This is a genomic window from Paenibacillus sp. WG02 (assembly GCF_055396115.1).
The window spans coordinates 7,006,812-7,032,608 of record NZ_AP036016.1 but is presented as its reverse complement, the minus strand read 5'-3'; the positions used below and the strand labels follow the sequence as shown (position 1 = coordinate 7,032,608).

The 25,797-nt window shown below is 45.9% G+C and carries 22 protein-coding genes, 1 pseudogene and 1 riboswitch; of the genes and pseudogenes, 16 read left to right on the top strand and 7 right to left on the bottom strand.

Annotation, left to right across the window (positions count from 1 at the left end; genetic code table 11):
* The first annotated feature begins 62 nt into the window (after nucleotides 1–62).
* Nucleotides 63–740 carry an L-serine ammonia-lyase, iron-sulfur-dependent subunit beta gene (sdaAB, locus tag ACBP55_RS31810; RefSeq protein ID WP_464653488.1) on the top strand — a complete coding sequence of 226 codons (678 nt, stop codon included), beginning with the start codon at nucleotides 63–65 and terminating at the stop codon, nucleotides 738–740.
* Nucleotides 741–1,628, top strand: a complete 888-nt coding sequence (gene sdaAA / locus ACBP55_RS31805; protein WP_261302417.1) for an L-serine ammonia-lyase, iron-sulfur-dependent, subunit alpha — start codon at nucleotides 741–743, stop codon at nucleotides 1,626–1,628. It begins immediately after the preceding gene.
* Nucleotides 1,629–2,034: 406 nt separating this feature from the next.
* Here sdaAA and ACBP55_RS31800 read toward each other — a convergent pair whose 3' ends face one another.
* Genes ACBP55_RS31800 through ACBP55_RS31780 form a run of 5 tightly spaced genes read right to left on the bottom strand, consistent with a single transcriptional unit; the run spans nucleotide 2,035 to nucleotide 7,164 of the window.
* Nucleotides 2,035–2,967, bottom strand: coding sequence for a TauD/TfdA dioxygenase family protein (locus ACBP55_RS31800; protein ID WP_464647405.1), 933 nt, complete (start codon nucleotides 2,965–2,967; stop codon nucleotides 2,035–2,037).
* A 25-nt stretch (nucleotides 2,968–2,992) separates the two neighbouring features.
* Entirely contained in the window at nucleotides 2,993–4,336 is a 1,344-nt protein-coding gene (locus ACBP55_RS31795) for an LLM class flavin-dependent oxidoreductase (protein ID WP_464647403.1), read from the bottom strand.
* 26 nt (nucleotides 4,337–4,362) lie between these two features.
* Complete coding sequence (locus ACBP55_RS31790) at nucleotides 4,363–5,199, bottom strand: ABC transporter permease (RefSeq protein WP_464647401.1); 837 nt, start codon at nucleotides 5,197–5,199, stop codon at nucleotides 4,363–4,365.
* On the bottom strand, nucleotides 5,192–6,070 hold the full coding sequence (locus tag ACBP55_RS31785; protein WP_464647400.1) for an ABC transporter ATP-binding protein: 879 nt from the start codon (nucleotides 6,068–6,070) through the stop codon (nucleotides 5,192–5,194). The genes ACBP55_RS31790 and ACBP55_RS31785 overlap by 8 nt, the downstream gene beginning before the upstream one ends.
* Nucleotides 6,071–6,123: 53 nt before the next feature.
* Nucleotides 6,124–7,164 carry an ABC transporter substrate-binding protein gene (locus ACBP55_RS31780; protein ID WP_464647398.1) on the bottom strand — a complete coding sequence of 347 codons (1,041 nt, stop codon included), beginning with the start codon at nucleotides 7,162–7,164 and terminating at the stop codon, nucleotides 6,124–6,126.
* Nucleotides 7,165–7,375: 211 nt separating this feature from the next.
* On the opposite strand from ACBP55_RS31780, the gene ACBP55_RS31775 reads away from it, so the two are divergent.
* The 7 genes from ACBP55_RS31775 (at nucleotide 7,376) to ACBP55_RS31745 (ending at nucleotide 18,163) form a co-directional block, all read left to right on the top strand.
* Nucleotides 7,376–8,569 (top strand): helix-turn-helix domain-containing protein, encoded by a 1,194-nt coding sequence (locus ACBP55_RS31775; RefSeq protein ID WP_464647396.1) that lies wholly within the window; start codon nucleotides 7,376–7,378, stop codon nucleotides 8,567–8,569.
* Between the two features lie 74 nt (nucleotides 8,570–8,643).
* Entirely contained in the window at nucleotides 8,644–10,686 is a 2,043-nt protein-coding gene (locus ACBP55_RS31770) for a molybdopterin oxidoreductase family protein (protein WP_464647394.1), read from the top strand.
* Between the two features lie 47 nt (nucleotides 10,687–10,733).
* Entirely contained in the window at nucleotides 10,734–10,973 is a 240-nt protein-coding gene (locus ACBP55_RS31765) for a hypothetical protein (protein ID WP_464647392.1), read from the top strand.
* 493 nt (nucleotides 10,974–11,466) lie between these two features.
* On the top strand, nucleotides 11,467–11,772 hold the full coding sequence (locus tag ACBP55_RS31760) for a hypothetical protein (protein ID WP_464647391.1): 306 nt from the start codon (nucleotides 11,467–11,469) through the stop codon (nucleotides 11,770–11,772).
* A gap of 746 nt (nucleotides 11,773–12,518) precedes the next feature.
* Nucleotides 12,519–15,923, top strand: coding sequence for a cadherin-like beta sandwich domain-containing protein (locus tag ACBP55_RS31755; protein ID WP_464647389.1), 3,405 nt, complete (start codon nucleotides 12,519–12,521; stop codon nucleotides 15,921–15,923).
* Nucleotides 15,924–16,052: 129 nt separating this feature from the next.
* Nucleotides 16,053–16,760: a DNA alkylation repair protein gene (locus ACBP55_RS31750; protein WP_464647387.1), complete on the top strand. Its 708-nt coding sequence runs from the start codon at nucleotides 16,053–16,055 to the stop codon at nucleotides 16,758–16,760.
* 158 nt (nucleotides 16,761–16,918) lie between these two features.
* Nucleotides 16,919–18,163, top strand: a complete 1,245-nt coding sequence (locus ACBP55_RS31745; protein ID WP_464647385.1) for an ATP-binding protein — start codon at nucleotides 16,919–16,921, stop codon at nucleotides 18,161–18,163.
* A gap of 12 nt (nucleotides 18,164–18,175) precedes the next feature.
* Here ACBP55_RS31745 and ACBP55_RS31740 read toward each other — a convergent pair whose 3' ends face one another.
* The gene (locus tag ACBP55_RS31740; RefSeq protein WP_464647384.1) at nucleotides 18,176–18,409 is read right to left on the bottom strand and encodes an RNA-binding protein; all 234 of its coding nucleotides are present in this window, start codon (nucleotides 18,407–18,409) and stop codon (nucleotides 18,176–18,178) included.
* A 280-nt stretch (nucleotides 18,410–18,689) separates the two neighbouring features.
* The gene (gene queF / locus ACBP55_RS31735) at nucleotides 18,690–19,190 is read right to left on the bottom strand and encodes a preQ(1) synthase (RefSeq protein WP_029198588.1); all 501 of its coding nucleotides are present in this window, start codon (nucleotides 19,188–19,190) and stop codon (nucleotides 18,690–18,692) included.
* An 11-nt stretch (nucleotides 19,191–19,201) separates the two neighbouring features.
* A riboswitch (PreQ1 riboswitch) is annotated at nucleotides 19,202–19,245 on the bottom strand.
* A 186-nt stretch (nucleotides 19,246–19,431) separates the two neighbouring features.
* On the opposite strand from queF, the pseudogene ACBP55_RS31730 reads away from it, so the two are divergent.
* From ACBP55_RS31730 to ACBP55_RS31700, 7 genes and pseudogenes are all read left to right on the top strand, one after another.
* A pseudogene (locus ACBP55_RS31730) lies at nucleotides 19,432–20,377 on the top strand (thymidylate synthase).
* Nucleotides 20,378–20,406: 29 nt separating this feature from the next.
* Nucleotides 20,407–20,895: a dihydrofolate reductase gene (locus ACBP55_RS31725; protein WP_464647381.1), complete on the top strand. Its 489-nt coding sequence runs from the start codon at nucleotides 20,407–20,409 to the stop codon at nucleotides 20,893–20,895.
* A gap of 812 nt (nucleotides 20,896–21,707) precedes the next feature.
* On the top strand, nucleotides 21,708–22,493 hold the full coding sequence (locus ACBP55_RS31720; protein ID WP_464647379.1) for a tyrosine-protein phosphatase: 786 nt from the start codon (nucleotides 21,708–21,710) through the stop codon (nucleotides 22,491–22,493).
* A 28-nt stretch (nucleotides 22,494–22,521) separates the two neighbouring features.
* Entirely contained in the window at nucleotides 22,522–22,719 is a 198-nt protein-coding gene (locus ACBP55_RS31715) for a Wzz/FepE/Etk N-terminal domain-containing protein (protein ID WP_464647377.1), read from the top strand.
* 65 nt (nucleotides 22,720–22,784) lie between these two features.
* Nucleotides 22,785–23,282, top strand: coding sequence for a YveK family protein (locus ACBP55_RS31710; protein WP_464647375.1), 498 nt, complete (start codon nucleotides 22,785–22,787; stop codon nucleotides 23,280–23,282).
* Nucleotides 23,266–23,955: a CpsD/CapB family tyrosine-protein kinase gene (locus ACBP55_RS31705; protein ID WP_464647373.1), complete on the top strand. Its 690-nt coding sequence runs from the start codon at nucleotides 23,266–23,268 to the stop codon at nucleotides 23,953–23,955. The genes ACBP55_RS31710 and ACBP55_RS31705 overlap by 17 nt, the downstream gene beginning before the upstream one ends.
* Nucleotides 23,952–25,787 carry a polysaccharide biosynthesis protein gene (locus ACBP55_RS31700; protein ID WP_464647371.1) on the top strand — a complete coding sequence of 612 codons (1,836 nt, stop codon included), beginning with the start codon at nucleotides 23,952–23,954 and terminating at the stop codon, nucleotides 25,785–25,787. Before ACBP55_RS31705 ends, ACBP55_RS31700 begins: the two co-directional genes overlap by 4 nt.
* The last annotated feature ends 10 nt before the right edge of the window (nucleotides 25,788–25,797 follow it).

Genomic DNA, 25,797 nt, shown 5'->3' with positions numbered 1-25,797 from the left:
TTGAATCCGCTTCATACAATGGGAGTAAAGGTAACAACACTATAGGTTAGGAGAGCTGCATGATGCGTTTTAAAGATGTGTTTTCGATCATCGGACCATCTATGATCGGTCCATCAAGCTCTCATACCGCGGGAGCAGTCCGGCTAGGACGTGTTGCCAGACAACTGCTTGGCGAACAGCCGAAGAAGGTTGAAATCACATTATACGGTTCTTTCGCGGATACCTACCGGGGGCATGGCACCGATTTGGCGCTCATTGGCGGTCTACTGGATTATGAAACCGATGATCCGCGTATTCCTGTTGCTGCCGAAGAGGCAGAAGCGCTTGGTGTGGAAATTGCCTTCCTTACAAGTAAAGATAAAGCTGATCATCCCAACACCGTTCGATTCCTACTTTCATCCGATACACGGGAATTGAGCATGACGGGAGCATCGATCGGCGGGGGCAATGTTGAGATTGTTAATGTGAATCAATTTGATGTAAAATTTACTGCGGTATACCCTACGTTAGTGATTTCCCATCACGATCGTCCAGGGATGATTGCAGATATTACCGCCTTATTGGGGCGCAGCGAAATCAATATTGGTTTCATGGATTTGGATCGGAAGGGCCGCGATCGGGAAGCGATGACAGTGATCGAAACGGATGTATCGATTCCGGATTCGCTTATACAAGAGCTTAAGAATTTAAGTATGATATTCGAAATAAAAAAAGTAGACCTCGCAGAAAGAGGCGAATAAATGAGATTCCGGACATTGAAACAATTAACGGAAGTATGTGCTTCCGAAGGATTAACCATTGCAGAAGTCATGCTGGCTGATCAGAGCCAAGAGTCGGGCAAACCACCTGAGTATGTCTTTGAAAAAATGCGAGCGTATTACCAAATTATGAAAGAAGCTGTCGCCAAAGGATTGACGGAGGATACAACATCCCGAAGCGGGTTGACTGGCAAAGACGCGCAGCGTGTAGCGAGCTATATGACGACGACAGAAGCGTCCTTAGGCGAAGAAGCCTGCAAAGCGATGGCTTATGCGCTCGCCGTATCAGAAGTCAACGCATCCATGGGACGTATCATCGCTACGCCGACGGCTGGCTCCTGCGGGATTATTCCAGGTGTTTTCATTAGCAGTCAGCAGCGATTTGGATGGGATGACGACCATATGGTCAATGGCTTGTTGAGCGCAGGCGCCATTGGTTATGTCATCGCCAACAACTCCTTCGTCTCCGGTGCAGAAGGTGGATGCCAGGCTGAAGTTGGGTCCGCCATTGGAATGGCGGCAGGTGCGCTCGTGGAGCTTCGCGGCGGTACGCCTGAACAGGCGATGCACGCAGTGGGGCTAGCACTGAAGAACACCTTGGGGCTCATATGTGACCCCGTTGGCGGTTTGGTTGAAATTCCTTGTATTGTCCGGAATGGATTTGGGGCTGTCAATGCCATGGCGGCAGCCGATATGGCTTTGGCCGGTGTCAGATCCGTCATCCCGTCGGATGAAGTCGTTCAAGTCATGTATGAAGTAGGCACGGCGATGCCGGAGAAACACCGGGAGACAGCCAAAGGTGGCTTAGCTCAAACGCCGACAGGTCAACAAATCATGAAAGAGCTGAATCTGGGTAAGAAGCAGCGTTAGAAATCAAGTCCGCGGGTGAGTTCACCTGCGGGCTTTTTTTGTTCGACACGGGAACGATTAAGGCAGCCTGCTTGATCATATTCCGATGAGTGCTTCTGGCTTAGCTCCATTGTAGGAAGAAAGCTATTGAAACGATGTTTTTCATCGCTAAAGTGTGGGGAGCGCGAGAAATTAACTCCGTAACGATGAAAAACATTCTTAAAGTCGTTGGATTCGCCTAATCTGACGAAGAATGCAGCTGAGACGATGTTTTTCATCGTTACAGTGAGAGGAGCGCAAGAAATTGACTCCGTAGCAATGAAAAACACGCTTAACGGGAGACAGGAATATCATTCATTCGGCTTCGACGAACAAAAGCCCCACAACAAGGCCATTAACCTTGTTGTGGGGCTTTTGTTAATCTTAACTATGCACTCGTTTTCGTTAAAGACTCAGACGGCCGCTTAACGCGTGTGACACTCTGTCGGCCATCGATACCCACTGGAACATCGCCGTCTACAGTGACTCGGCGCACAATCCGATGCTGATCACCGTAATCGTTGATCGCGTAGTGCTGTGTTGCGCGATTATCCCAGATTACGACATCTCCGGCAGACCAGCGCCAACGAACTGTATTTTCGAGCTTGGTAATATGCCCCTGAAGTAGAGACAAGAGTTGGACAGAATCTGCGGAAGAAAGGCCCAGGATTTTCTTTGCAAAGTGGCCAAGCACAAGCGTGCGCTCACCCGTCTCGGGATGCACCCGAACGATCGGATGCTCGGTTTCATACACCGTGGAGGCAAACACTTCCCGATGATGGCGCTCCTTCTCGGGAGAGACTTCAGGACGCTGCGCGGCATAATCGTAGTCGTTGCTATGCAGTGCCCATAGCTGGTCCACGAGGGTACGCAGCTCAGAGGGGAGGTGCTCATATGCGGCAGCCGTATTCGCCCAAACCGTGTCGCCGCCGGAAGCGGGAACTACAACGGCACGAAGCACAGAGGCCTGCGGGTAAGCATCTACGAAGGTCACATCGGTGTGCCAAGAATCGGCCCGCCCGCCATGAGCGGAATCAAGCTCAAGCACATAATCAGTGCCGGTTTTAATTGGCACCGTCGGATGAGCAACAGGATCACCAAGCAGGCGAGCAAAAGCCTCCTGTCCCGCGTCATCCAGCTGATGCTGATCACGGATGAAAATGACTTTGTGCTGCAATAACGCTTCTCGGATTATCCTAACCGTCTGAGTATCCAGATCAGCGTTAAGGCTCACCCCTTTAATTTCTGCACCAATTCTGCCTGCAATCGGAAGCACCTCAATGTGATCGGGATTTACCTTAACTTGTTCATTTACACTCATACGAATAACCTCCATTTTATTATATTTATGCGCCTCCAACGGCAGCAGTCGCATACTGATTAGCAGGTCGGGACAAGCCCAAATGTCTCCGCAGGGTAGCTCCAGAATATTCCGTTCGGAATAATCCTCTTCGTTGCAGCTCGGGTATGACGAGCTGCGCGAATTCTTCCAAACCGGCTGGTAAATAAGGCGGCATCACATTAAAGCCGTCACTGCCGCCGTATAAGAACCACTCTTCCAACTGGTCAGCTATTTGGATAGGCGTACCAGCAAACGTACGATGACCGCGTCCGCCAGCTAGACGATGAAGCAGCCCGCGAATAGTTAAATTGTCACGCTTCGCTAGATCAGCGACCAACTGGAAGCGGCTTTTATTGCCGTTGATGTCGGATAAGTTGGGCAGCTCCGGCAGGGGTCCATCCAACGGATAGGAGAATAAATCAATATTCAACATATTGGACAACTGATTTAGCCCATATTCCGGAACGGTTAATGCGTTCAATTCTTGCTCTTTTTCTTTGGCTTCTGACTCGGTGCGACCGATAATAGGGCAGATGCCCGGTAAGATTTTCAACTGCTCAGGAGATCGGCCATACCTCACAAGTCTAGATTTTACATCCGAATAAAATTGTTGGGCCTCTACAAGTGTTTGCTGTGCAGTGAATATGGCCTCCGCATACTGAGCGGCGAATTCTTTGCCGGACTCGGAAGAGCCCGCCTGAACAAGCACAGGATATCCCTGCGGAGACCTTGGTATATTCAGCGGTCCGCGCACTTTAAAGGTATCGCCGACATGATTGATTTCCCGAACTTTACTTCGATCTGCGAAGGTGCCCGACTCTCGATCTATGATCAGAGCTTCATCTTCCCAGCTATCCCATAGACTGGTCGTTACGTCTAAGAATTCTTTGGCCCTTTCATAGCGCTTGCTGTGCTCCAAATGGTCATCTTTGCTGAAATTACTAGCCTCAAAAGAGCTTCCGGATGTGACGATATTCCAGCCTGCTCGGCCCTTGCTTATGTGATCCAACGAGGCAAATTTGCGCGCAACATGAAAGGGTTCGTTATACGTTGTAGAGACGGTGCCGATAAGTCCGATATGATCGGTTACCGCGGCTAAGGCAGATAACAAAGTGAAGGGTTCAAGCCCAACAAACGCGCCATGCTTGATGTTTTGACTGACCGCCAATCCATCCGCCAAGAAGAGGGAGTCGAATTTAGCCTGTTCCGCAATTTGCGCAATCCGTTGAAAATATCGAATATCCGTAATATTCTCCGGCTCTGTGTTCTTGTGTCGCCATGATGCTTCATGATGTCCCGTATTCATGATGAATACATTTAAATGCAGTTGTCTTTTCGCTTTGCTCATGATTACTCACGCACCCTTTTATTTTTTTACTCGCTATAGGTTTGCTTCCAGCCTGTTAATCGCTTCTCCAGTGTAACGAGCAGATAATTAATGATTAAACCAATCACCGAAATAGAAATAATGCCAGCGTACATATTCGTAATTTGAAAACTGAACTGTGTGTATTGAATTAAGTAACCGAGACCGGACTTCGCACCGACCATCTCAGCGGCAACGAGCACGAGAATAGAGCCAGCCCCAGCCTGTCGAATGCCTACGAAAATAGTGGGAATTGCAGCGGGAATAATCACTTTGCGAAACAACTGTACTTGCGATAAACCCATCGAACGAGCTGATTTGATCAAAAGCGGATCGACATTCTTGACGCCGCTAATGGTGTTGAGCAGAAGGGGGAACGTGCAAGCGTAGAAAACAATAGCAATCTTCGAGGTTTCACCCAGACCGAGCAAAAGAATAAAAACCGGCAGAATAGCAAGTGCGGCCGTATTTCGCAATAATTCGAGCAAGGGATTGAGATACTCCGATACGGGCTTCCACCAGCCGATGGCGAGTCCAAGAGGGATGCTGATAAGGATTGCCAGCGTAAATCCGCCTAAAGAACGCGATAAGCTGGCTATCGTATGCTCGGTAAGATCACCGGACAGCAGCAACTGCCACCAAGCAGCCGCTATTTCGGAGATCGGAGGGAAGAACGTCCGGTCAACAAGCCCTAAGCGAGGCGCCACTTCCCATACGAAAAGCAAGGCCACGATGACAATGGCGTTTTTGAACAGCTTTCTCAGCTTCGCTAAGGACCATCCGACGATATCAAAGCTCTCTTTTTCACGAAGAACCAGGGCTTTCCCCGCATTTACACTAGCCATTCATAACGCCTCCTTTTAACGCAGATTTATTGTGCTCAAAGCCATCCAAGCTCTTGGCTATTTCTTGCTCCTGGGCTTTCGTTACTTCGTCTTTAAGCAAATCCCACACTTCATGGCGCAGCTTGACGAAGTCAGGATGGGATCGCAAATCTTCTTCACTTCTTCGTGATTCAAAAGGGATATCAATGACTTTCTTGATTCTCCCTGGACGAGAGGTCATTACAGCGACACGCTGGCCTAAGTAAACCGCTTCTTCAATGCCATGCGTGATGAAAATGATCGTTTTTTTCGTAGCCTCCCAGATACGGAGCAATTCGCTTTGCAGGGTTTCACGTGTTTGGGCATCAAGCGCAGCGAAAGGTTCATCCATCAGCAGTACTTCGGGATCGTAGGCCAAGCTTCTGGCGATCGCAACCCGCTGTTTCATTCCTCCTGAAATCTCATGGGGATAACGGTTTTCGAAGCCGGCAAGCCCAACCAGATGAATAAATTCTAGGGCGATTTTGCGGCGTTCTTTGCGGCCTACCCCTTTGGCTTCGAGGCCAAACTCCACATTCGCCAGCGTCGTCTTCCACGGGAAAAGCGCATACTGCTGAAACACGATGCCGCGATCCAGATTCGGTCCACTAATGGCCGTGCCATCTAACAAAATCTGCCCGCTGCTTGGCTTCGTCAAGCCCGCAAGCAAGTCGAGCAATGTTGATTTGCCGCAGCCGCTAGGGCCGACGATGACCATGAATTCGCCCTTCTTCACCTCCAAATTGATATCCTTTAGGGCGGAAATAGGCTGTAAATCTTCTTTCAAATGCCCCAAGTTTCTTTGGATTCGAAATGATTTCTGCACATGCTGAATGCTTATTTTAGCTGTCATTTGCAGCACCTCCTTAACGATTTCGCCAGTCGGAAACTAGCTTCAAGAGCTAGTTACTTCTTCTCATTTACAAAAGGATTGAATTCATTCGTGTACAGACCTTTGATCTTCAATTGCCCCTCTTTAAGGACACCTTCATCCTCCAGCCAATGGATCCAAGTATCGAATTCCTTATCAGATATCAAGCCGCCCTTACCTGCAACACCAGTACTTTTCCAAAACTTCACGGTAGAAGCGTCTTCTTTTCTGCCTCTGGTGTTAATGATTTTCTCATAACGAGCAACCACTTCATCCCTCGGTGTAGTGCGAGCCCACTCAATCGCTTTGGCGGTTGCTTCAACAAATTTACGCGCGGCATTCGGATTCGCCTTGATGAATTTATCAGTCAACACATAACTGCCGGCACTAAAGGTGCCAAACAGATCGATATCCTTAAATAGAGGGTGAATGCCGCCGCGCTCCAGCGCTTTATCACGCAGCACACCACCTAGTGTAGCTACATCGATTTGTTCCGCGCGCAGCGTCTGTTCCGTTGTGACCGGCGGTACGACAACTAGCGTTACTTGCTTAATCTCCTCCGTCGTTAGGCCAGCTCTGTGCAAGTATTCCTTAATGACGAATTCATGGTGAGCGCCTAGTGTATTCACTGCAATTTTTTTGCCAATTAAGTCCTTAGCAGATTTGATAGGGCTGCCATCCAAAACGTAATATCCCGTCCACGTATTCTCATCGACACCATAATAAGCAATAACAGGCTTAATCGGAGCTTTGGCAGATATCAATTTCACGATAGCCCCATTAAAAGCTCCGCCAAAGTCGGTATCCCCTGTAACGACGGCTTGAATATCTTGCGGACCGCTAATCGTGTTGCCGATAAATTTCAGCTTCAAAGGAGCTAAGTACCCCAGATCATCAGCTAATTCTGGAAAAGTAACGTAGCCGACACCTCCTTGATAACGAAGCTCCGTTACTTCAGGTGCGCCGCCGCTCGCAGATGCCGTCGTTTCTGTTTTGCCGCAGGCTGTCAATAGGAGAGAGGAAGCAAGAAGGTATACGATGGCTGTCGTGGAGCTTTTTTTAGCAAAATGAATCATGATCAAATCCCCCTAACGATAATTTGCATTCGTTGATTTCTAACCAAGTTATCTCCAGAGGTCCGGTCGTAAATTGTATAATTCCTATAGACTTACTATGAATATATTTCTATAATGAAATATAATCTCAGCCCAGTGAACTGTCAATGAATTGGAAACACATGAACATGAATGACGATGAATGACCATCTTAACCCCGGCAGGAGGCGCGATGACCATGACCTCACAGCGATTCAACCTCATTTCTTTGCATGATGCGATCGATTTACTTGGTGTAAGCCGATCGACCTTTGACAGGTGGCGCAAATTAAAGCAGCTTCCTTTTGTGAAAATAGGGAAAGAGATCTTAATTGATAAGAATGAACTGGAACAGTGGGTTCGTCATCACTCTTTTAGCATACAGAATCCGTCACATGCCTTAAGCACATCAGCTATCGTCACTTCTAAGGAGCTGCCAACGATAACGGTTGGGTATCAAAGTGGAACGGCTCATATGTGGACAGCGCTTATCATGAAAGAGCTTGGCTGGTTGGAGGAAGAGCTCATCTTAGCGAATCCTAGCCGTTCTGTTCATGTAAAATGGCTGGATGCAGCGAACGGCACGTTGCTTCTGCAGGGCCTGATCGGGGGCAGCATCCAGATTGCTTCCTTGGGAGATTATCCGATTGTGCTTAGCCAATCACTTCGACAGACACTGCCGGCATTTCGTCCGATTCTACTCGCCTTTGACGGCAAAACCTCCGGTGGGCAAGGGATTTCACTCGTTATGCGCAAAGGACTGGAGATCAACGATATTTCGGAGATCAGTCAATGGCCGCTTTCGTCGGCAGCGCAATCGAGTGCGGGTTATCGTTTATCGAAGCTGCTTCAATCGCTTGGCGGACATGAGAATCATTTTGAACATAAAGAAATGGATGAGTGCATGGCGGGGATCGTGAAGCGGAAGCTTGCCGGAAGTGTCATGTGGGAACCGTATATTAGCTTGGCTCAATACCACGGCGTAGGTCAGGTGCTTTTTCCAGAGGGAATGGGGGTGAATTATTTAACTGGAATTGTTGCGGATGAGAATTGGGCGCGACATCATGAAGGAGACGCAGTTGCTTATTTGAAAGCGCATGTTCGGGTTCACACGTTTATCCGCAATCATCCTCATGCAGCTGCCGAGCTTATTTCCAGGGCCAAAGGAATTCCTCCAGAAATTACAGCACGCATTATCGCTAAAGTAAGATGGGACGCTGTTTTTTATTCGAATGATATGAACACTCTACAGCAGCTATCACTTCCAGTATTCCAAGAAATCTGTTTCAAAGGTGAATATTTGCAACATGCCATTAAGGCATTAAAGCTGCCCCTGGTGAGTTGCGATCCGATGGAAGGAGAATGGGCCGTGGAGCAGTTGTACTAAAAGCAAAGAGGCTTTCGCTTCGCTTCATTTCGGTATATAGTAAAAAGAATGGAAGTGTTGAAAGGAGTGCCTAAATGCTTACAACGATGCGTGATGAACAAAATGGTATTTTCCCAGCCGTATGCTCACTGGATTGTCCAGATCAATGCGGCCTGCTACTTCATAAAGAAGCTGGGAAGATCGTTAAAATAGAGGGAGACCCGAATCACCCGGTAACACAAGGGGCTATTTGCAATAAAGTCCGGAATATGACGGCGCGTATATATGATGATAAAAGGCTGCAGTATCCCATGAAGCGCGTGGGCCCTAAGGGTGAAGGCAGTCAGTTTGAAAGAATCACCTGGGAAGAAGCGATCGAAACCATAACAAGTCGCTGGAAGCAGCTAATTGCTGATGAAGGAGCCGAGTCTATTCTGCCTTACAGCTTCTATGGCAACATGGGGCGGATTGGGACGGAAGGGATGGATCGTCGCTTTTTCAATCGGATGGGAGCAAGCCGACTGCTTTATTCGATCTGCGAATCAGCAGGCACAGAAGGCTACAAGTATACGATGGGAGGCAGTTTCGGGACCGATCCAGAGGATACGGTTCATGCTAAGCTCATCATCATGTGGGGCATTAATGCGGTCAGTACGAATATGCATCAGGTTATGTTGGCTGAAAAAGCCCGTAAGAATGGCGCGCAAATCATCGTGATTGACGCCCACAAGAACCAAACAGGCCGCTGGGCGGACTGGTTTATTCCGATTTTGCCAGGAACCGATGCTGCCCTTGCTCTCGGAATCATGCATATTTTGTTCGATGAGAATTTGATAGATGAAGCGTTTATGCAGCAATATACGGCTGGGCATGAGGAGCTAAGGGAACATGTGCGTCAATATGATCCTTCTGTGGTATCTACAATAACGGGTGTCCCTGTCGAAGATATCTACCGCTTAGCTCGCGTATACGGTCAGACTTCGCCATCTTTTATTCGGATTGGAAACGGTATTCAGCACCATGATAATGGTGGTATGTGTGTGCGGACTATAGCCTGCCTGCCTGCATTAACGGGACAATGGTTGCATAAGGGCGGCGGCGCGATTAAAGGAAATGGTAGCTACTTGGAGCATAATATTCCCGCCTTACAGCGACCTGATTTGCGGGAGAAGGAAGCTCGTCAAATCAATATGAACTTGCTCGGGAGCGCTTTGCTGGAGCTTGATCCGCCTATTCATTCGCTGTATGTATACAATTCCAACCCTGCGTTAGTTGCTCCTCATGCGAATAAGGTGAGGGAGGGACTTCAGCGAGAGGATCTGTTCACCGTGGTTCATGACCTGTTTCTGACCGAAACCGCGAAGTACGCGGATATTGTGCTTCCAGCGACGTCCTCCTTTGAAAATATGGACTTTTACCGCTCTTATTGGCATCAATATGTGCATCTTCAGCTTCCTGTCATGGCTCCATATGGGGAAAGCAAAGCGAATGTGGACGTGTTTCGATTGTTGGCGGAGGGGATGGGCTATGAGGATGAAGCTTTGCGGGATACCGATGAAGCTTTGATTCGCCAGGCTTTGGATCATCCCGGAAACCCAGCTCTGAATAACATTTCGTATGAAACACTGCTGGAAAAACAGTTTATCAAGGCGGACGTTAAGCCCTTATTCCCTGGGAAATTGATGACACCAAGCGGGAAGATCGAGCTGTATTCTCAAGTGATGGAGAGTAAAGGTTTCCCGCCTCTTCCAACATATTCGCCACTCGTGGGCGAAGGTGACCTGCCATTCTTATTCATACCGGCACCGAATCATAACTTCCTGAATTCGACGTTTGCGCATAATGAGAAGCATATCCGCATGGAGAAAACACCGAAGCTTCATATGAATGAGGCGGATGCTTCCGCATTAGGATTGGTCAGCGGTGATGTTGCCCGAGTATGGAATGATCGCGGAGAGTGCGAATTAGTCGTAGCGGCTGGCTCGGATGTGCTGCCAGGCGTAGTTGTGAGCCAAGGGCTTTGGGCGGATTTGCCGGGGAACAAAGCGTTGATTAACGCGCTGACACCAGATCGAGTAGCCGATATGGGCGGCGGCGCTACGTTTTTCTCGGGCCGTGTGCGGGTGGAGAAGCACTGAACCCTTGGGCGCTTCGCCGCATAAGGTAATTCAGGAGGTGATGACCTATGTCATTACTGCATAAAGCGTATGCCTGGATCGGAAGTCCAGTAGGTGTATCCCTAATGGACGGAACGGGAGTTTCTGGAATTCTGTGTAATATTCAAGGTGGGTCTATTTATTTGATCGAATACTTATATCACACCCAATTTGCTACCAAACATTATGCCTTCAATCAAATTCGAGATATTCTCCCGTTCCCGCAATGCCCTCAGCCTCAACCGCCTGTGTACCAACCTTTATATTAGTTTAAAAAAAGAAGATAAGAATACAAATGCCGATCCCCATGGATCGGTTTTTTCTTTTTGCTGCCTAGGGCTATCGGTCCTTTGGATTGAAAAATGAACTGTTCCATTTTTTAATTTAGTTGCTTATATGCTCACCTAGTTGTTACAAGCTCGACCAATTAGGTCACACGCAGAGGATTATATCACTTGGAGTAGCTAGTTTGATGTACTTGGTGAGGTACTTGTTCTCACGGGAAGGGTGACAAGTACAGAAAAACAAGGATGAAGATGGAGCGAAAGTGGAGCGAGAAGTCTGAAAAAGACTTCTCAGCTGCTAGGAGCAGGCAAGTTTGCGGGTTTGCGGACCTGAGAGGGAAGAAAAGACCGTCTCGGAGGCCCAGATGGAGCGAAAGTGGAGCGAGAAGTCTGAAAAGGACTTCTCAGCTGCTGGGAGCAGACGAGTTAGCAGATTTGCGGGCCTGAGAAGGCAGAAAAGGCCCTCTCGGAGGCCCAGATGGAGCGAAAGTGGAGCGAGAAGTCTGAAAAAGACTTCTCAGCTGCTGGGAGCAGGCAAGTTAGCTGGTTTGCGGACCTGAGAGGGCAGAAAAGGCCGTCTCGGAGGCCCAGAAGGAGCGAAAGAGGAGCGAGAAGTCTGAAAAAGACTTCTCAGCTGCTGGGAGCAGACGAGTTAGTGAGTTTGCAGCCTGAGAAGGCAGAAAAGGCTGTCTCGGAGGCCCAGAAGGAGCGAAAGAGGAGCGAGAAGTCTGAAAAGGACTTCTCAGCTGCTGAGAGCAGGCGAATTAGCGGGTTTGCAGCCTGAGAAGGCAGAAAAGGCCGTCTCGGAGGCCCAGAAGGAGCGAAAGAGGAGCGAGAAGTCTGAAAAGGACTTCTCAGCTGCTGGGAGCAGACGAGTTAGCGGGTTTGCAGCCTGAGAGAGCAGAAAAGGCCGTCTCGGAGGCCCAGAAGGAGCGAAAGAGGAGAGAGAAGTCTGAAAAAGACTTCTCAGCTGCTGAGAGCAGGCGAATTAGTGAGTTTGCAGCCTGAGAAGGCAGAAAAGGCCGTCTCGGAGGCTCAGATGGAGCGATAGTGGAGCGAGAAGTCTGAAAAGGACTTCTCAGCTGCTGAGAGCAGACGAGTTAGCAGGTTTGCGGGCATGAGAGGGCACAAAAGGCCGTCTCGGAAGCCCAGATGTAATAAGTGCAGCTAAATCCGTCTAAATCAGCGATTTCGCGAGAGATGATGCATATAGTGCATCAAATTCTGCGATGACTGCCCGTTTTCGCTCAAAATGTGGATTTTTGCTGCACAAAATGCAGCATGTCCCGCCCGAGGAGCCAGCATCCCTTAACTTTGCTGCACTTTTTGCATATAACGCTGTCCGAGGCTGCACTTTCTGCATAATCGCTGCACGGGGCTGACCAACAGGTCGGCCAAATCCTAATAATACCCCTCAATGACCTAAATAAATGACAATAAAATTAGTCTGAAAGAGAGTATGATGATGGTCACAAGGTATTTGTATACGCTTACATATATCTATTAAAATAGAATAAGGAGCTTGTTGACATGAAAATTCAACTTATTCAAAGAAAGTTAGCCATGATGTTAATGTTTACAATGGTTTTCTCTTTACTCCTCATCCCTTCGCCAGGGAAGGCGACTGATGTTGAGGTCGATGTAGCTGCTTTGCTGCCTGCAGCGGATGCGGCTATCGCCATGGATACTACGAATGCAGCGATTGCTAATACCAACTTTGATACCAAAACTAGCTCCACGGTTGGTATTTACAACATTTTATCCAGCAATACGGTCAAAAGACAGGCTTACTATAAATTTAACGTGGCTGCGGTTTCCGACAGCGCATACAAGTATTATTTGCAGGTTTCTGCCAAACGGGGGAGCGGTACAAATGACGTGGACACCCCTTTACAAGTGTTCGGTTTGAATAATATTACATGGCAGGAAGCAGCAATTACTTGGAATACAGCGCCCCAAACGGATCTGGCTCAATTAGCTCAACTTGGGCAAATCATAGTCACTCAGCCTAATACGATATCCAAGCCGGCTCTATATACGGTAGACGTGACCAATTATGTAAGACAGCATTTAACGGATGGCGCAGTATCCTTCGTTGTCGGTGATTCACAAGGCTTAGGCAGGTCTGTTAATGTGTATTCCAAAGAAACGACGGCATCCAATCCTAAGCCGCAGTTGGTAGTGAAACGGGTGGTTCAAGGCGACAATACGCCGCCTGCTTGGCCCTCAAACGCTGTCTTAAAGTCAAGCAATCTGGGAACGGACTTTATCCAATTAACTTGGCCGGCAGCAACAGATGATACTTTCGTAACCAATTATGTAATCTATCAAAATGACTCTGTTCTTTCTACTGTTTATGGCAGTACGTATTATAACGTGGAGGGATTAACACCAAATACGACCTATACCTATAAGATTATCGCAGGAGATGCGGCTGGGAACAATTCCACAACCCCATTGAGCTACAACGCAACAACGTTAACTTCTCCTGTTACTCCCCTGCAGGTTGTGGAAGTTAATGCTAGCAGCAGCGATGGAAATGTAGAGAGCAATACGCTCGATAACAATCTATTCAGCCGTTGGTCAGCTTCTGGCGATGGTCAATATGTGATGTTTGACTTAGGGCAAACGAAGAGTATCGGGTACGTGGGCATAGCTTTTTATAAAGGAGATCAGCGTTCGACACTTATTGATATTCAGACTTCAAATGATGCAATCACATGGACAAATGTGTTTAGTGGCAGCAGCCGAGGGAATACGGTTAACATGCAGGCATTTGATTTCCCGGATACCAATGCTCGCTTCCTTAGAGTGGTAGGACATGGGAACTCGGATGGCAGTACCTTTACCAGCTTAACGGAAGTGATGATTTATCCTCCTTTTTTATCAGGTGATACACCGGTTGCTATTGTTCCGAATATAACACCAACGGCTCCTCCAGGCACAGTTCCTTTCACGAAGGCTGGCCTGACGAAACCTGATGGTTCTGAGCACCCCATGCATGCACCTAATGCTGTAACGGGAAAAACGATTAATGTAGTCGATTATGGCGCCGACCCAGCGGATAATGAACAAGATGATCGGATTGCCATTCAAAATGCCATCAATGCTGCCGCTTTCGGCGATGAAGTTTTTTTACCGAATGGTGTGTATAACTTGAAAACATCGCCTGACGGGTTTATTAACCTAAAGCTCAAATCCGGAGTGAATGTAAGAGGAGAAAGCCAAGCTGGCACCCTGCTGAAATCAAGTATGGACGACGTCAAGAACAGTTCAGTCTTGAAATCATCCAATCAACATGATATTGTCGTTTCGAATCTGACGGTGACATCTACTTGGAACCGTACATTTTCTTTAGAGCATGCTACGAATAATCCAGATGCCGGGGGACCCGACAGTATGATTGCCATAGCAAATTATGGCGAGAATCCGTCCTATAACGTGACCATTGATCAGGTTACTGTTGAACGGTTTAGACGGATGGCGATTCGGATTGAGAACAGCCATGATGTCGTTGTTCGCGGCAGTACGTTCCGCAATGCAACCGATCTTGGCGGCGGCGGAGCAGGTTATGGAACATCCATACAAGGAATGCCGAAGGTCGACAGGCTCGGTTTTGATAATGATACGTATTGGAATGTCGTAGAAAATTCTACGTTCGAAGGACCATACTTGCGTCATGGTTCCCTCATTCAAAATGTAGCGCACAATAATGTCTTACGAAACAACCACTATACGAACACAAAATTGGATGCTATTGATCTTCATGGTGAGCTGGAGTACCTGAACGAAGTTCACGGCAATACGATCGCAAACATATTCACCGGCGGGGGCATAGGGCTTGGAAACACAGGTGGTACAGCGCCAAGCAACCATAGTAAAACGGGCCCTAATAACTACATTCATGATAATGTCATTCAAAACTCACGTGAAGGCATAGTCGTTTCGATGGGGACGCCGGATACGTTGATCGAGCACAACGCGATAGAAAACACGACGACTGTCAATAACGGCGTTGGGATTAACATTTTAAACGGACCAGGTACTCGGATTATCAATAATCTAATTCATAATAATACAGCCAACAATTACTGGGGAATTCTGCTTGAACACGACAACGGTGACCAAAATGCCAATAGTGTGGGACAGGGAGATCCTCAAAACGTACAAATTACAGGGAATACGCTAACAGGAAATACGAATGGGATTCAGTTGCAAGCAGGTTCAAACATTACGGTCAGTAAAAATTTCTTAAACAATATCGGGATCAATTATGAAAAGGCAGCTGGTGTGACGGCTACGGAAATATGGCCTTCGACGGACAACTCGTTAAGCGGTTTAACGATCAGTGCAGGTACTTTAAGTCCAGCATTTGATTCAGCTGTAACCGATTATACGTCCAGTGTGCCTAATGAGATCACTCAAATCAGCATCCATCCAACGGCATCAGACAGTCAAGCGAAGATAACGGTGAACGGAGTAATGGTCGTAAGCGGAGAGGATTCCAGTGACATTCAGCTGAATGTGGGCGAAAATAGGATCGACATGGTTGTTACAGCCGAAGATCGTTCTACAAAGACATATCGACTGACAGTTACTCGGTTGTTGTCGAACAATGCGAATCTAAGCAGTTTGACAATTAGTGCGGGAACATTAAATCCGGGATTCGGAGCGAATGTGACGGCATACACGACATCGGTGTTAAATGGAACCAGTAAGATCACCGTTACGCCAACCGTTGCAGATAGCCGGGCAAAGGTAACGGTAAACGGAGCATTAGTTGTTAGTGGAGCGGCAACAGATGTTATTCACCTGAAAAAGGGTGAGAATGCGATTGACATTCAGGTGACAGCTGAGGATAACTCTACTAAAACATACAAGCTCATTGTGATGAGAGGCAGCGACAAGGACAAAGACAAAGACAAAGATAAATAAAACTATTACTGATCAAGAGTCGGCGGGGTCTTCCTCCCGACTCTTTTGCGTTTGCAAATGCCAAGGAATTTCACATCAAGATCTGCACTATGATACAATACTGAAAAATGAATGTTGAGTGGTGAGTCTATGACATTTGAAGAAGTAATGAATAACCTAGAGGAGCTTGGAAGCGAGCAAACGAAAAAAACGTTTCTTCGTCACGGTGCGCAGGAGCCTTTTTTCGGAGTAAAAGTAGGGGATCTAAAGAAGTTGGTTAAATTCGTCAAAAAAGACCGTGAGCTAGCCCTCGCCTTGTACGATTCAGGGAATACGGATGCGATGTACTTGGCCGGACTTTCCATTGATCCGAAAACAATGACGAAACAAGAGCTCCAGAATTGGTCGAAGCATGCCTATTGGTATATGCTCACCGAATATACGGTAGCGGGACTGGCGGCGGAAAGCAGCAGCGCGCTTGAATTGGCACGGGAATGGCTGCAATCTCCTGACGAGCTAATAGCCACATGCGGTTGGAGCACTTTTGCCAACTATATTAGCATCACACCAGATGAGAAGCTCGATCTTCAGGAAATTGCCCAGCTGCTGGAGCAAGTGAGAACAACGATTCATGCGGAAAGAAATCGCGTTCGATATACAATGAACACCTTCGTTATTACTGTGGGTGCGTATTGTTTTCCACTATTTGAAGCTGCGACGGAAGTAGCTAATGAGATTGGCAAAGTTCATGTCGACGTCGGTCAAACGGCTTGTAAAGTACCGCTCGCGACTGAATATATTCATAAAATCGAATCGATGGGCCGAGTAGGAACGAAGAAAAAGACGTGTATTTGTTAAAAAGATTTTATTAAGGCTATGACTGAATGGCAGTGAAAGATGCCGCTTCGGTTGCAGCCTTTTTTAACATTTAATTTTTTACTTGTTAAAAAAAGGATAACGCTTACTCTTGCAGAAACATTGAAAGGAGTGGACCCGAGGGGAGAGCCGAGTAAGCCATGTTATTAGAAAAATTATTTTTGAACATCCTTATCGTTCTTGCTCCAGTCTTATTACAGAGTGTCTTTGGCGAGCGATGGCGCAATGATCCGTCACCGATCGTGATGGGCTTACTTCATGGAACAACGTCCTCACTTTGTTTATTATTTTCATACTATGAACTTGATTTGTACTGGGACTTACGCTATGTTCCCCTTGTCATTTCGAGCATTTATTGGGGCCCCCTAGCAGGTCTTATTAATTACATGATGATCATGCTGATGCGGACGTATCTTGGTGGAGATGCGCTTATATTTGGGTACATCAGCATGACACTCAGTTTCATAATCCCCTTTGTAGCTTCTTTCAAGATCAAAGGATTTACAGGAAGCTCACGAATAAAGGCAGCTATTTTGGTTTCGCTAAGTCCTTTAATGGTTATGCTGCTTATTTTGATGAGCTATGTGTCTCTTTACAAAGGCTTTGAAACGTTTGATTTAGCTACTATTCCTGCTATGCTCTCTTTTGGCATCCTCCTAGTGTTAGGAACCTGGTTATCGTCCATGCTGCAAGAAATACATGAAGAACGATTTAGAATGAAAGTTCAAATTCAAAAAGCGGAAAAAATGAAAACGCTAGGCGAGTTAGCTGCCTCCATTGCCCATGAGGTTCGTAATCCTTTAACGGTTGTTCAAGGGTTTTTGCAGCTTATGCGTCCGAACGAGCAAGGGAAAAATCAACAATACCTGAACATCGCAATGGAAGAGCTAGCGAGAGCCGAATCGATTATTAATGATTACTTGAATTTTTCCAAGCCTAAGCTAACCAAAATAGAATCTTTTTCATTTTCTGACGTATTAAACAACATTATTGTGCTTCTGACGCCAATGGCGATGAAGAATTGTGTTGAGATTACGGTCAATCTCGAGGATCATATTTATATCTTTTCGGATCGGGGGCAATTGCAGCAAGCCTTGGTGAATGTGATTAAAAATGCCATCGAAGCGACGCCTGCGGGCGGAGAGGTAAAAGTAAGCTTAAAAAGATTGGTTGGCCGAGCCGAAATTAAGGTTATAGATAATGGTAAAGGAATGACAAAAGAGCAGCTCTCTCGTATCGGTAATTTGTTCTATTCAACGAAAGATGTTGGAACGGGGTTAGGGACAGCGGTTAGCATTCGGATTATAGAAACGATGAATGGGGAAATATTCTACGAAAGTGAGGAAGGTGTCGGTACGACGGTCACAATCACTTTGCCTTTGTAGGAGTCATACCATTTATTTCTCGATTTTGCCGGTGTCAACAACTTCGAAATCGCTGCCCTTCAGCTTGCCGAGGTTGTGCAGGTCATCGTCATCCCAATTCGGATTCGGCGCACCGCTGAGGTACAAATTGCTGCCGTTATCAGCGACGATCATGCCGTATTTCTGCAGTGCGCGAAGGATGGCCCGATTCGTGGGTGAAAAGCCAGAGACATCGAAATTGCTTCGCAGTCGCAGCCTTAGTCCCATTGGCGGGTGGTTGGGATCCGTACTGCTTGAGGCGTAGTGAGTGGCGGGGGCGATGAACCCGCGCTGCGTCTTTTGCACGGTGAAACGCAGTGCATGATTGATTTCACCTGCGACGGTTTCTTCATATCGAACGAGTCCCGGGAAAATAGGCAAGCCTGCTGCGTCTGCCGACGTCCAATATTCATCGAACTCATTTTGTGGCTAAATAAGCAGCAAAAAAAGCCTAACCAATCCCAATTACCCTTGGGGCCGACTAGGCTTAATGCTTATATTTTGCTAATTAGCGATTATCGATTTTTTCGGGATAAAGATCATGGTTCATCAATCGATGCTCAGCCATTGCTTCGAACTTCGTGCCGGGTTGACCCCAGTTGCAGTAAGGATCGATAGAAATGCCGCCGCGCGGAGTGAATTTGCCCCAAACCTCGATATAACGAGGCGCCATCAGTTCGATCAAATCATTCATAATAATATTCACGCAGTCCTCGTGGAAATCACCGTGATTCCGGAAGCTGAACAGGTAAAGCTTAAGTGATTTGCTCTCCACCATTTTAATATTCGGAATATAGGAGATGTAGAGTGTAGCAAAATCCGGCTGTCCGGTTACAGGACACAAGCTAGTGAATTCAGGGAAATTAAACTTAACAAAGTAATCCCTGTTCGGGTGCTTGTTATCGAATGCTTCTAATAAAGTGGGATCATAGTTGAACACATACTTGGTTCCTTGATTGCCTAGTAAGGTAATCTCTTTCAAATCTTCATTGCTTCTTCCTGCTGACATGGGTGGTTCCTCATTTCATAGTTTTTTAGAGAGGGAGTTCGCGAACCTCTTGTATTTTTCATTAGAAATGTACCATATACGCACGCAAAATGCATCCTCGCCGCTATTGGAATTTCGTGGAGAGACCCTTTTTCATATGAAAGTTTCAGCATTTTCACGATGGAAGACAGGTAGCCAAATGGACACTATGCGGGTAAAATAGATGAATACATGCGTAACATAGAGATGGAGGTTCGTAAGCTTGAAAGCCTATCAGGAACTATTACAAGATATTCTTACCAATGGTACGAAAAAGGAAGATAGAACGGGGACAGGGACTATTTCAGTATTTGGCAGACAGATGCGCTTCGATCTCTCGGAAGGATTTCCTTTGGTGACGACGAAAAGAGTGCCTTTTCGCTTAATCGCTAGTGAAATGTTATGGTTTATTAAAGGTGATACGAATATTCGTTATCTGTTACAACATAATAACCACATATGGAATGAATGGGCTTTTAAGAAATGGGTGGAGAGCGCGGACTATTCCGGACCGGATATGAGTAATTTCGGGTTACGCTCACAGCAAGACGAGAACTTCAAGCTTCAATATGATGAGCAAATGGATGCGTTTGTGAAAAAGGTGCTCGAGGATGATGAGTTTGCCAAGCAATACGGCGAGCTAGGTGATGTTTACGGCAAACAATGGAGGGATTGGACGACAACGCAGGGAGGCACGATTGATCAGCTCAAAGATGTTATTCATATGATCAAAACGAACCCTGATTCTCGTCGTCTCATCGTATCCGCATGGAATCCGGAGGACATACCTAGTATGGCGCTTCCGCCTTGTCACACCTTGTTTCAGTTTTATGTGGCGGATGGCAAGCTGTCTTGCCAATTATATCAACGCAGCGCAGATACATTCCTCGGTGTCCCATTCAATATCGCTGGCTATGCACTGCTGACGCATCTTATTGCCCATGAATGCGGGCTAGGCGTCGGTGAGTTCGTCCATACGATCGGAGATGCCCATATTTATACGAATCATATGGATCAAATTCAAACCTTGCTCAGCCCGCGAGCCGCGCGAACTGCCAACGCTCAAGCTGAACAAGGATGTCGCTTCTATTTTTGATTTCGACGTTAGTGATATTGAAATGCTGGATTACAATCCGCATCCATCAATTAAAGCACCTGTGGCTGTATAAAAAGCAAGTGAAGAAGGGAGGGCTCCTGCATGAGTATTTCATTTATTGTTGCAATGGATCGCAACCGAGCCATCGGAGTGAATAATAAACTGCCTTGGTATTTACCCGGGGATCTGAAGTTTTTCAAATCCGTGACGATGGGTCACCCTATTCTTATGGGGCGGAAGACATATGAATCTATTGGCAAGCCGTTACCGGGCAGACGTAACATCATTCTCACTCAAAATCCGCAGTTCCATGCGGAAGGTTGTGAAGTCATTCACTCTGTGCAAGAAGCGGTGGACGGCTTCCGTGATCAGGAACTGTTCGTTATAGGCGGGGCGGAAATCTTCCGGTTGTTTACTCCCGTCGCGGAACGCATGTACATTACGCACATCGAGCATGAGTTTGAAGCGGATACGTTTATGACCGAACTAGATTTGTCCGAATGGACGTTGGTGTCCAGTGAACAAGGAGAACGGAACGAGAAAAATCCTTATGAGTATTATTTCCGAATTTATGAGAAAAAGAAGGCATAATTAATGAATGGCTATGTCAGTTCTCCCAATAACCTATAAGAACTGAGCAAGCAATCATAAAGGGGAAACGTCCCCCACGTAACCCCCAATAAAACTCTGAGTAGTCCACATTTTGGATTATTCAGAGTTTTTTTTGTGATCATAAGATTCGTTTGACCTATATTACGTCATTTTTCCTTCCACTTTATCCTGATACAAAGCTAAATTAGCTTGCTATTCCCTCTTTTATAAAGAAAAATGATGTCGTTTTTTAAAAAGACCAGAGAAATCAATCATATTTTGCAATATAGTGGAGTAAGAATAGTCTGAAAATTGATTTGTTTGACCTAGACATAGGACGTCTAGCAGGGAACTAAATCCGCCATTGGTCAAATTCCATTTAATTCCAAGTCATCCCAAGTGAACATAGACCTACCAACCTAAAGACCTAGTCATAGTTTAATTGACCTAATCTCAATTTCAGATTGAACTTACAGAGGAAAAATCATCCAGTCATAAAAACCTGCGCACAGCCCTTGACTACAGGATTCTTTCGTAAATTAGGAGATGATGGTTAAAAACATACATATGCCTACATAAATGCATTTCTATATACATAAAAGTAATAAAATGTAAATAAAATGCCGCTATTTATTGTATTTTATAGCAAAAAAGATCTTAAAATTGGAAAAATACACAATTATTTATTAAATTTCAGGATTTTAAATAATCTTAAAAGACTAAGTAATACACTACTCTGCTCCCTAATTGTTTAGAAGGTTATATGTCATAATTTATGTATAACGTTGAATAGGTAGAAGGGAGCGAGGTTGTTGATCGACATCCATAGCCATATTCTATGCAACCTGGATGATGGGCCCAGAACGATGGAGCAATCACTTGAACTCGCGCGATTGGCCGTTCAGGAAGGAATTACAATAATTCTTGCAACGCCTCATCACCGAAACGGAAGGTATCTGAATGAGGCACATACCATCATCGAAGCCGTTGCCATGTTTCAAGAACAACTTAATCAGCATCAAATCCAATTAAAGGTATGCCATGGGCAAGAGATTCGGGTGTATCCGCAAATGATTGATGATTGTGATGACGGTTCGCTATTAACACTTCATGGTTCTTCTTATATGCTGATCGAATTTTCAACGGGTAGACTGCCTGAGAGAATGGATGAGATGATCTATGAACTATCACTTATGCATATTACACCTATCATTGCCCACCCTGAGCGGAATAAAGAAATTGCGGATCAACCGGACAAGCTGCTGCGCATGATTGAGTTAGGAGCGCTGAGTCAGTTAACTTCCCATTCCATTACTGGTAAATTTGGGTCTCAAACCAAACGGCTAGCCATGGAACTTTGCAAAAGAAACCTCGTGCACTTTATTGCTTCAGATGTTCATGATGCCATTCATAGACCCTTTCATTTACAACATGCCTATGACTCCGTGAGGCGATTACTAGGTGATGATTACGTGACTTACTATCAGCAAAATGCAGAACATGTCATTCGGAACACAGCGATCGAAAGATGGACTCCGATCTTCAAAGGGAAAAGTAGATTCTCTCTGCAAAAGGTGTTAAACATATTGGGCACATAAAAGTAATAAGAATCGAGGTATCGAATACATGCCAAGGGAACTTGATTTGAAAATGCTCATGAGTGTAATGAGAAAGAGATTATGGATAATTGTTCTGATTGTCATTCTTAGCTGTACAGCAACGGGGGTTATTAGTTATTTATTCATAAAACCGACTTACCAAGCCTCAACGAAGCTCATCATTAACTCATCAGTCATCAAACCGGACAAGTTAAGCTGGATTTAAATTCCGTTAATACGAATATTTCACTCATCAATACTTACAAAGAAATTATCAAAACGCCTGCAATTATGGATATTGTATCGAAAGAGCATCCGGAGTTTGCTTTAAGTGCAGACGAACTAATCAACAATATCAAGCTCAGCTCTGTGAATGAGACCCAAGTGCTTACCATTTCCATTGAGGATAGGTCCTATGAGAAAGCATCACAAATTGTAAATGCCGTCTCTTATGTTTTTCAAAATCAGATCCCGAAAATTATGAAAGTTGATAACGTAATCTTGTTAAATCAAGCGGACGCAACTAAACTTCATAAGCCAATAAAGCCAAATGCGAAGCTAAACATTGCGCTCAGCTTTCTGGTCTCCCTATTGATCTCGATCGGTGCTGTCTTTTTGCTGGAATACTTCGATGATTCGATTAAAACAGAGGCTGATGTTCAGCGATACCTTGGTCTGCCGACCTTAGCTATGGTTACACAAATAGGAGAAGGGGATATGAAACGTCAAGGAGATATCATCTCATCCCAGAGAAAGGTCGGTGAAATATCCAATGTCCAGATCCGATAAGCGCCGGCCTGTCATCACGATTACTAACCCCAGATCACCGATTTCTGAAGTATATCGTACGTTGCGGACCAATATTCAGTTCTCTTCCGTGGACAAGCATTATCAAACGTTAATGATCACCTCCTCGGAACCGATGGAGGGTAAATCGACAACTATCAATAATTTGGCTGTTGTTTATGCCCAAATGAATAAGAAAGTGCTTCTCATTGATGCCGACCTTAGGAAACCCACGGCACACCATACTTTCCAAGTTTCGAATCGTCATGGCCTTACTGATTTAATAACCAATCAATGTTCGTTAAAGATGGCGATTAAAGAAACCGATATTCCGAAATTATCTATTCTCACTGCAGGTTCAATTCCGCCTAATCCGTCCGAAATACTTGCCTCTCAGAAGATGAGTGGACAATTGGAGGAGCTAAAAGAGCTATTTGATTTCATTTTAATCGATACACCGCCAGTTCTGGCAGTAAGTGACGCGCAGATTATTGCGACCAAATGTGATGGGGTCATTCTTGTCGTGGATGCCGGGAAGGTGAAACGAGAGCATGTACAGAAGGCGAAGAATTCGTTGGAGTTTGTCAAAGCGCACATATTGGGTGTAGTCCTTAACAAAATTTCTCAAAAGGAGATTGCTAATTCTTATTCCTACTACGGAGGAGAAGTCGAATGAATTATTCCAAAAGAACTGGAATCTTAGTGGCAATTGATTTGTGCTTGGTTTGGCTTAGTGTGTACTCAGCATTCTATCTTTTTAATCAAAGCACCGCTCCTTACGAAAAGGTTGATTTATGGTTCATGTATGGTGTCATTTCATCCGTCGTAAGTATAGTATGCATGTTTCTTTTTAAGCTATACAACAGGATCTGGCAGTATGCCAGTATCGGTGAATTGATTTCGATTGCGAAGACAGTGACGTTAAGTAGCGTAGGTGTTTATCTCCTTGCTAATCTCATCACGATGGGAGACATTCCTGTATCAATCCTCCTGCATACGGCGGAAACCACGCTGCTGCTGTTAGGAGGAAGCCGGTTTGTATGGCGCGTATTTTGCGAAAAATTTGGAAATAAGAAGCCTGTTCAAGGTACAAATAAGCCTAAGAAAGCTCTCATCATTGGAGCAGGAAGCTGCGGAACACTTTTTGCCAAAGAACTGAAGAACAATGAAAACTATGTATCTGTGCCATTCGCATTTGTTGATGATGATCCTTATAAGCAGAATCTTCGGGTCTATGATTTACCCGTCTTGGGTGGTAGCAAGGATATACCTGCTATTGTGGAAAAGTACGGGATCGACGAGGTCATCATCGCAATGCCTTCCGTATCTAAAGCACAAACGACGAAGCTTATCAACATTTGCAAAACGACGAAAGCACGCGTGAAAATCATTCCGCATCTGCAAGAAATTATTCTTGGCAAGACGACGCTTAACCAAGTGCGCGATGTGCAAGTCGAAGATTTGCTGGGCAGAGATCCGATATGCACGGATTTACAAGGTATAGCGAACTATGTAGAACATAAAGTCGTGCTCGTCACCGGTGCCGGCGGTTCCATTGGTTCAGAATTGTGCAGACAAATCGCTCCATTTCATCCCAAAAAGCTGCTGCTGCTGGGTCATGGAGAGAATAGTATTTATACCATTGAGATGGAAATGCGCAGACTTATCCCCGATTTGGAGCTCGAGACCATTATCGCCGATGTGCAGGATCGCGCCAGACTGGAAGAGCTGTTCCACATTCATGCGCCACAGGTTATTTTTCATGCAGCAGCTCATAAGCATGTGCCCTTAATGGAGCGGAATCCTTCCGAAGCGATTAAAAACAATGTGTTTGGTACGAAAAATGTTGCGGAATGTGCTGACCAGTTTCATGCAGAGCGGTTTGTGCTGATCTCTAGTGATAAGGCGGTCAATCCGACGAGCGTAATGGGGACAACTAAGCGGATCGCCGAAATGTTCATTCAAAGCTTGGACAAGCAAAGTGAAACCAAATTCGTTGCAGTTCGCTTCGGTAATGTCCTTGGTTCAAGAGGGAGCGTCATTCCTCGTTTCAAGGAGCAAATTCAGCAGGGCGGGCCTGTGACCGTGACACACCCGGAGATGGTTCGTTATTTTATGACGATTCCCGAAGCGGTTCAGCTTGTCATTCAAACAGGTGCTCTAGCACAGGGAGGGGAAATCTTCATTCTGGATATGGGTGCCCCTGTCAAAATTTATGACTTAGCCGCTGATTTAATTCGACTTTCGGGGTTCGAGCCTCACGAGGATATCGCGATTCAGTTTACTGGGATGCGGGAAGGCGAGAAGCTGTATGAAGAGCTGTTGACGAACGAAGAGGGAATCTCCTCTACGATGCACGATCGCATTTTCATCGGGAAGCCTATGAATATTAATCGGACTGAGCTCGAATTCGAGATTCGGAAGCTAGAGAAAGTGCTTGGCAATGGACAGAAAGAAATTCGGGACATGCTGAAGCATATGGTTCCTAGTTATAGCAACGTATCGTAAACGAGCTTGG

Bases quoted from the DNA above. Each gene is read 5' to 3' on its own strand.
- sdaAB (WP_464653488.1), top strand. From the start codon at position 63: ATGCGTTTTAAAGATGTGTTTTCGATCATCGGACCATCTATGATCGGT.
- sdaAA (WP_261302417.1), top strand. From the start codon at position 741: ATGAGATTCCGGACATTGAAACAATTAACGGAAGTATGTGCTTCCGAA.
- ACBP55_RS31800 (WP_464647405.1), bottom strand. From the start codon at position 2,967: ATGAGTGTAAATGAACAAGTTAAGGTAAATCCCGATCACATTGAGGTG.
- ACBP55_RS31795 (WP_464647403.1), bottom strand. From the start codon at position 4,336: ATGAGCAAAGCGAAAAGACAACTGCATTTAAATGTATTCATCATGAAT.
- ACBP55_RS31790 (WP_464647401.1), bottom strand. From the start codon at position 5,199: ATGGCTAGTGTAAATGCGGGGAAAGCCCTGGTTCTTCGTGAAAAAGAG.
- ACBP55_RS31785 (WP_464647400.1), bottom strand. From the start codon at position 6,070: ATGACAGCTAAAATAAGCATTCAGCATGTGCAGAAATCATTTCGAATC.
- ACBP55_RS31780 (WP_464647398.1), bottom strand. From the start codon at position 7,164: ATGATTCATTTTGCTAAAAAAAGCTCCACGACAGCCATCGTATACCTT.
- ACBP55_RS31775 (WP_464647396.1), top strand. From the start codon at position 7,376: ATGACCATGACCTCACAGCGATTCAACCTCATTTCTTTGCATGATGCG.
- ACBP55_RS31770 (WP_464647394.1), top strand. From the start codon at position 8,644: ATGCTTACAACGATGCGTGATGAACAAAATGGTATTTTCCCAGCCGTA.
- ACBP55_RS31765 (WP_464647392.1), top strand. From the start codon at position 10,734: ATGTCATTACTGCATAAAGCGTATGCCTGGATCGGAAGTCCAGTAGGT.
- ACBP55_RS31760 (WP_464647391.1), top strand. From the start codon at position 11,467: ATGGAGCGAAAGTGGAGCGAGAAGTCTGAAAAAGACTTCTCAGCTGCT.
- ACBP55_RS31755 (WP_464647389.1), top strand. From the start codon at position 12,519: ATGAAAATTCAACTTATTCAAAGAAAGTTAGCCATGATGTTAATGTTT.
- ACBP55_RS31750 (WP_464647387.1), top strand. From the start codon at position 16,053: ATGACATTTGAAGAAGTAATGAATAACCTAGAGGAGCTTGGAAGCGAG.
- ACBP55_RS31745 (WP_464647385.1), top strand. From the start codon at position 16,919: ATGTTATTAGAAAAATTATTTTTGAACATCCTTATCGTTCTTGCTCCA.
- ACBP55_RS31740 (WP_464647384.1), bottom strand. From the start codon at position 18,409: ATGGGACTAAGGCTGCGACTGCGAAGCAATTTCGATGTCTCTGGCTTT.
- queF (WP_029198588.1), bottom strand. From the start codon at position 19,190: ATGTCAGCAGGAAGAAGCAATGAAGATTTGAAAGAGATTACCTTACTA.
- ACBP55_RS31725 (WP_464647381.1), top strand. From the start codon at position 20,407: ATGAGTATTTCATTTATTGTTGCAATGGATCGCAACCGAGCCATCGGA.
- ACBP55_RS31715 (WP_464647377.1), top strand. From the start codon at position 22,522: ATGCCAAGGGAACTTGATTTGAAAATGCTCATGAGTGTAATGAGAAAG.
- ACBP55_RS31710 (WP_464647375.1), top strand. From the start codon at position 22,785: ATGGATATTGTATCGAAAGAGCATCCGGAGTTTGCTTTAAGTGCAGAC.
- ACBP55_RS31705 (WP_464647373.1), top strand. From the start codon at position 23,266: ATGTCCAGATCCGATAAGCGCCGGCCTGTCATCACGATTACTAACCCC.
- ACBP55_RS31700 (WP_464647371.1), top strand. From the start codon at position 23,952: ATGAATTATTCCAAAAGAACTGGAATCTTAGTGGCAATTGATTTGTGC.